Source organism: Tessaracoccus lubricantis (genome assembly GCF_039544535.1).
GTDB classification, from domain to species: Bacteria; Actinomycetota; Actinomycetes; order Propionibacteriales; family Propionibacteriaceae; genus Arachnia; species Arachnia lubricantis.
The window spans coordinates 95,424-101,575 of the sequence record NZ_BAABLV010000024.1 but is presented as its reverse complement, the minus strand read 5'-3'; the positions used below and the strand labels follow the sequence as shown (position 1 = coordinate 101,575).

5 protein-coding genes and 1 tRNA gene are annotated in these 6,152 nt (G+C 70.9%); 1 reads left to right on the top strand and 5 read right to left on the bottom strand.

Annotated elements, in window-relative coordinates:
- The 5 genes from ABEA30_RS07880 to ABEA30_RS07860 all read right to left on the bottom strand — a co-directional run.
- The coding region (locus ABEA30_RS07880) for an IPT/TIG domain-containing protein (protein ID WP_345581546.1) at positions 1-1,736 on the bottom strand (1,736 nt) is incomplete at its 3' end.
- Positions 1,737-1,982: 246 nt separating this feature from the next.
- Positions 1,983-2,756: a hypothetical protein gene (locus ABEA30_RS07875; RefSeq protein WP_345581543.1), complete on the bottom strand. Its 774-nt coding sequence runs from the start codon at positions 2,754-2,756 to the stop codon at positions 1,983-1,985.
- A complete protein-coding gene (locus ABEA30_RS07870; RefSeq protein ID WP_345581540.1) occupies positions 2,753-4,558 on the bottom strand; it encodes a M15 family metallopeptidase in 1,806 nt (601 codons plus the stop codon). Before ABEA30_RS07870 ends, ABEA30_RS07875 begins: the two co-directional genes overlap by 4 nt.
- 85 nt (positions 4,559-4,643) lie before the next feature.
- Positions 4,644-5,459 (bottom strand): pseudouridine synthase, encoded by an 816-nt coding sequence (locus tag ABEA30_RS07865; protein WP_345581551.1) that lies wholly within the window; start codon positions 5,457-5,459, stop codon positions 4,644-4,646.
- A gap of 112 nt (positions 5,460-5,571) precedes the next feature.
- Positions 5,572-5,659, bottom strand: a tRNA-Ser gene (locus tag ABEA30_RS07860).
- 44 nt (positions 5,660-5,703) lie between these two features.
- Here ABEA30_RS07860 and ABEA30_RS07855 point away from each other — a divergent pair.
- Positions 5,704-6,144 carry a hypothetical protein gene (locus tag ABEA30_RS07855; protein ID WP_345581537.1) on the top strand — a complete coding sequence of 147 codons (441 nt, stop codon included), beginning with the start codon at positions 5,704-5,706 and terminating at the stop codon, positions 6,142-6,144.
- The last annotated feature ends 8 nt before the right edge of the window (positions 6,145-6,152 follow it).

Below are 6,152 nucleotides of genomic sequence, written 5' to 3'. Positions count from 1 at the left end.
GCGGTGTTGTCGCGCACGCCGGACATGTCGGTGGTGCCCTGGAAGCTGACGGGTTTGTCGGCACCCGAGAACACGTTACCGGCGACGACTGGCGCGCCATTTGAAGCAAACACCCTGCTCCGCACGAATGCGTCGTTGGTCAGGTTGATCTCACCGTTGGAGTGCACGGAGTAGCCCGTCACCGCCGTCTGGCGCAGACTGAGCCGGGAGCCCGGGTCTGCGGTGAGCGCGACCAGACAGTTCGGGTTGGGGTCACAGTAGTTGGTGAGCGAGACGCGGCTGGTCGCCGTACCCTCGAAGACGATCTGGCCGCCGGAGCCGACCGAGACGTTGCGGCCGGTGAGATCGCTGCCTGCTGTGACGAGCAGGATGTGTGAGCGCACGTTGACGTCGCAGCCGAGCACCAGGGTGCCCGACCATATCTCGTTACGGGTGAGGCTGCCGCACAGAGTGGGGACGGAGGGAGTCGCGGAGACGGGATTGGTCCAGGGTCCGACTCCCGGGTCACGGGTGAGACGGGCGCGCAGCCAGACGGCGGTGCCGTTGGGAGCGGTGAGGCTCAGTATCCCTGCTGAGGCGGGAGCAGTACCGACGGTGACCCAGGGGCCGGTGGCCGTCGATGCGCGCTCGACAACAACCGTCAGCCCAGATTCGGCAGGCGGGGCCCAGCGCAGCGCGGCCAGGTTGTCGCCGGCCAAGGCAGCGACACCCTCCAGGGGGGGCAGCACAGCAAAGTAGGTGTAGACCGAGGGTGCAGAGGTGCCGATGGCCGTGCGGACGGTGACGTTCACTGCTCCCTCGGCGTTGCTTGGGGCAGTGAAGGTGAGCTCGGTGGCCGAGGCCGAGGTCCACGTGACGGCCTTCCCGCCGATGGTCACGGCGTTGACGTCGATCAGGTCGGTGCCGCTGACGGTGACGCGGGTGCCGCCGGTGATGGGTCCGCTGGCTGGGGAGATAGAGGTGACCGTCGGTGGTGCCGGGATGCGGATGGGCGCCGACGCTTGGGAAGCGGGGCTGGCTCCGACGGCGTTGATTGCCTTGACCGTGCAGGCGTAAGAGGCACCTGGGGTGAGCCCGGTGACGGTGAGTGGGGAGCGGGTGCCTGTGGCGCTGCGCGTGGAGCCGGCGGTCGAGGTACAGGTGGCGGTGTAGCCGGTGATCGGCGAGCCGCCGTCGTCGGGTGTGGAGAAGGCGACCGCCAAGGTGGCCGCGGTACGGGTGGCGGTGACGTTGCCGGGTGCTTTGGGCTCAGTCTTGACCGGTGTCGGGGACGGCTCCGGTGCGGCGGTGGGAGTCGGGCCAACCGTCGGGGGGGCCGGGGCGGCTGAGACCGGGAGCCGGACCATGGAGTTGAAGACCCACTGGACTCGCCATTCGTAGCCCGTGTTCGTCTTGGCGATGACGCTGGCCTCGATGTACGTGCGGCAGGCGCCTCTGCCGGTGTTCTCGTTGTCGCATTCGGTGCGCCACTTGCGGCCGTCGTTGGCCGTCCACTGGGAGGTGCCACCTACGACACCGGAGGCCGCCAATGGGTTGTTCTTCCACAGTTCGCGGGGTGAGGTCTTGTAAGTGAGGTTGTTGAACGCCCACCCGTTGTCTTGGACGAACTTACCCTTCTCGAAGCTGATCACGGTGGCCCAGATCTCAGTGCGGCAGCGCTCGGTCGCGGAGTACGGCTCGCATTGAGTGCGCCATTGCCTGCCGTTGACGAGGTGGGTGCCGGGAGTGATGTACACGTCGACATTCGCGTTGGCCGGTTGAGGCCCTGCACCAATTCCCGTCATGGCCAGTGCTGCCACGACACCGAGAACGACAAACCTGCTTGTGATATCCATTTGAGTGCCCCTTCACTGCGGCGAAAGTTAGCATGAAGGCCCCTGAGGAGGAAGAGTCCACCGACCCGGCTATCTCCCGCATCAGTCATCGACGCTTCGGCGCATCCGTCTCAGCGCCCCGAGCGGCGCCTGGCGACACCGCGGCCATCAGCGGGCGCCCAGCGCGCCGTTCAGGTCGGCGTCGGGGGAGTCGACGATCAGGAGGCGCACCTGGTCGCCCCTGACGCCGACGGTCTCCGACCACACGGTGCCCAGGTTGCGGCGCCCCACCCAGGTGTCGTCGGTGGCGCTGACCTTCTCCGTGACGGTGCCGACACAGGCCTCAGCCTGACGCAGCCACTCGGCGAAGTACGCCGAGGCGTCGGTGGCGGTGGCGAACTCGAGCGTCAGGCCCACGCCGGCGTGGCCCGCGTCGTCGCTGAGGTTGCCCTCGAGGGCCGCCACGGGCTGCGGGTAGGGGCGGATCTCCGTGCAGCCCAACGCGACGGCGGCGTAGGCCGAGTGCTCCGGCGAGGTGGCGTGCACCCAGGTGTCATTGCCCATGAACCCCTCGTCGGGGCTGCCGGGCCTGGCGGTGGGCCGCCATCCCTCGGCCGTAGCGACGTCACCGGGGGCGAGCCCGCCGGCCGTGCTGGGCGCCGGTGCGGTGGGCGCCGGGGGCGGCTCCGAGGGCGGAGCGGCGGTTCCCGCGGAGGCGCTCGAGGCCGGGGTTCCTGCGGGGCTGGGGTCCACCGTCGGCGTGGCGGTCGGCGGGGAGGGCTCGACGGTGGGCTCAGCGCTGGGCGTGGAGGTGGGCCCGGCGGCCGTCGAGGTGCTGGGTGAGGCCGGGGCCACCGTCGGCTCCGGCGCGGGAGCGGGCGCGCAGCCGCCGAGCGCCAGGACGACGGCGGCGCCCAGGACCCGGGACCGTCCGGCGGTCATCGCTTCTCGAAGTGGTGCCAGTCCCAGCCCGAGAACCAGCTCCAGCCGTGCGACTGGAACGCCTTCACCGGCGCGCTGCTGTTGGTCAGCATGCCGGGCACGACGGGGGTGCGCAACACGTGCGCGGTGCTGGGGTGCCACTTCCCGGTGGGGTCGCGGTAGGGGTTCTGCCAGGGGTTGACGTCGACGGCGTAGCCGTAGCTGTGCGGCGACATCGCGTACGGGTTGCCCACCACCGAGCGACAGTTGAAGCCGGAGGTGTTGTTGGCCGCCATCATCGCGATGTCGTCGGCGCCGAACACGTTGGGGTTGGTCATCTGGTACACGGGGAAGCCGGCCTCGAACGTGCGGCGGAAGACGTCGGCCACCTCGGCCGCGCGGGAGCGGCGCACGATGATCTCGCCGCGGTAGACCCGCCCGTCCATCGACTGCTGGTTGATCCGGACGGTGCTCAGCCCGCTGGGGCCGACGGGGCAGCCGCTGCGGTAGGTCAGCGCCACCTCCGCGGCGGTGGTGTTCGTGATGACGGCGTTGGCGATGCGCACGCGTTCGATGCCCAGCATGGCTGAGCTGGGGATGGTCGAGCCCCACGGCAGCGTGGCGCACACCCTCACCTGCGCGGTGCCGAGCGTGCCGTGGCCGTGCCGGTGGCTGATGCGGTAGGAGCCGTCGGCAGCCGTGCGCGCGTCGCCGGCCCTGACCCAGCCGCCGGGGACGGCCGCCCAGGCCTCGACGAGGAGGTCGCCGATGGCGGGCGTGGTGCGGCCGGTGATGGTGGCCGTGCCGAGCGGGTCGATGCGGGTGGGGGCGGTGAGGGTGACGTCTGCCCTGCGCAGTTCCACCGCCCGGTTGGCCTGCCCGCCGGCGGCGGTGGCGACGACGGTGGCCGCGCCGTCGAAGCCCCCCTCGACGCTGGCGGCGAACCCACCGCCGCTGAGCGTGACGGTGGCGGACGAGCGGACGGTGCCGGCGGAGTCGCGCAGCTCGACGGTGACCTCGTCGCCGTCGGTGCCGCCGCTGACGGTGCCGGTCACCCGGATGCTGCCGAGCCGGTCATAGAGCACCCCGGTGGGATAGCCGGGGTGCTGCACCGCGCCAAGCGTCACGGTGGCGACCATCGCCTCGGCGAGCGGGCTGGGGCTGGGCGACAACGCTGCCTCAGTGCTGGCCTCGGGGCTGGGTGACAGTGCTGCCTCGGGGCTGGGCGATGCCGTGTCGGCTGAGGCGGTGGCCTCCGGAGCGGCAAAGCGCAGGCCGCCCACCGCCGAGCTGCGAGCGCCGGGGACGCAGAACTCGGTGCTGACGCCGGTGTCGGTGAACCGCACGATGTTGTTGAACACCCACTCGCTGCGGGCGACGTACCCTCCCGCCGAGCCGCGGGTGTAGGTGGTCATCCAGATCGACGAGCGGCAGGCCCCGCGCCCCGTCCACGCCGTGTCGCACTCGGTCTTCCAGCGGCGACCGCCGCTGGTGTGCTCCCCCGGCGTGGCCAGCACGTTGCCCACCCACTGAGCGCGGGGTGAGGGCTTGTAGGTGAGGTTGTTGAACGTCCAGTCGTACGTCTCGACGTACCGGCCGCCCGTGTAGGCGATGGTGGTGGCCCTGATCTCCGTGCGGCAGCGCTCCACCGTCGACGAGTAGGCCTCACACGTGGTGCGCCACTGGCGTCCGTTGAGCGTGTGGGTGCCGGGGGTGGTGTAGACGTCGAGGGCCTGGGCCATCGGCGCCGGCGGGACGACGGCGAAGCCGAGGGCCAGCAGCAGGCACAGCAGGACGGTGTGTAGGGCGCGTCGTCGCAGCATCGGGCCACCTCCTGCCGGTCACCCTAACAGCGCACCCTGTCCAGGCAACACCCTTCGCGGGCCCGCCAAGGAGGGGAACCGCTTGTCAGGCCCAGTCGAGGGTGCGCCCCGACACGAAGCGGCGGGGTTCGCCGTCGACGGGGTCGGGGAACTCGAGCGAGTGGGCGAGCAGCCGCAACGGGGTGGAGAAGTCGTCGATCTCGGTGGGCAGCACCTCGGGGTACAGCGGGTCGCCGAGCAGGGGGATGCCCAACTGGTCGAAGTGGGCGCGGATCTGGTGGGTCTTGCCGGTCAGCGGCCGCACCTCGTAGAGCGCGTACCCGCCGCGGACCTCGATGACGTCGATGTCGGTGAACGCGTTGGGTTCGCGGTCGAGGGCCTCGGCCTGCATGGTCCCTACCCGCTTGATGAGGTGCGACTCCACGCGCTGCGGGAAGCCCAGCCCCTCGTCGAAGGGGGCGATGGCGCGGTAGACCTTGACGGCGGAGCGGCTGGTGAACACCGAGTGGTAGGCCGCGCGCCAGCGCTTCTCGGTGGTCATGAGCAGGACGCCGGCGGTGCCGCGGTCGAGGCGGTGCGCGGCGGAGAGCTCGGGCAGGCCCAGCGCCTGGCGGGCCTTCACCACGACGCTCTGCACGACGTGCCGGCCTCGGGGGATGGTGGAGAGGAAGTGCGGCTTGTCGAGCACCACGATGCGCTCGTCGCGGTGCAGCACGGTCAGCTCGCCGGGGACCTCCGCCTCGTCGCGGAGTTCGCGGTGGAACCAGACGAACGTGTGCGGGCGGTAGATCTCGCGCCCGGTCCAGGGCGTGCCGTGGTCGTCGACGAAGGCGCCGCGGGCGAGCATCTCGTCGACGTCCTCCGGGGAGGGTGCGAGCTTGTGGATGAGCCAGTCGCGCATGGTGGGCCACGGCAGCGCGTTGGCGGGGTCACGGTCTGGGGTGCGGACCCAGGCGGCCTGCAGCCCGTGGCGGGGCGGCAGCGGCGACTTGGGTGGCATGTGCTCCTCCGATTGGCGGCGAGGGTGGGATTCGAACCCACGGAGCGTTGCCACTCGGCCGCTTTCAAGGCGGCTGCACTAGTCCACTATGCGACCTCGCCAGTGCCTCACCATGGTAGCGGGTGGCGGCGGGTAGGCTCTGCCCATGGCAGAGACGGTCTACCTCATCCAGCCGCGCCCGCCGGTGCGGGCCTTCGCTATCGCCGCCGTGGCGAGCCTGCTCGGGGCCGTGGTCCTGGTGGCGGCGCTGAGCACCGGCTGGCACTGGGCGTGGGCGCTGCTCGGCGGTCTGGTGATGGTGGCCGGCCTGCTCCTGCTGGTGACGGCGTTCATGTCGATGAACCGGCTGGCCGTGCAGGTGACGTTCGACGCGGAGGGGTATCGGGTCAGCGGCCGCGAGGTCGAGGGCGAGGGCCAGTGGGTGGACGTGACGAAGGTCACCCAGACCCAGAGCGGCAACCGCGTGACCATCCACCACGGCCCGGAGCGGGCCACCTACCTGATGTTCCCCGGCAACGACCCGAAGCAGGTCGACGAGGTGGTCGCGGACCTGCGCGGACGCCTCCGCGCCGTCAAGGGCGTCTGACCCGCCCC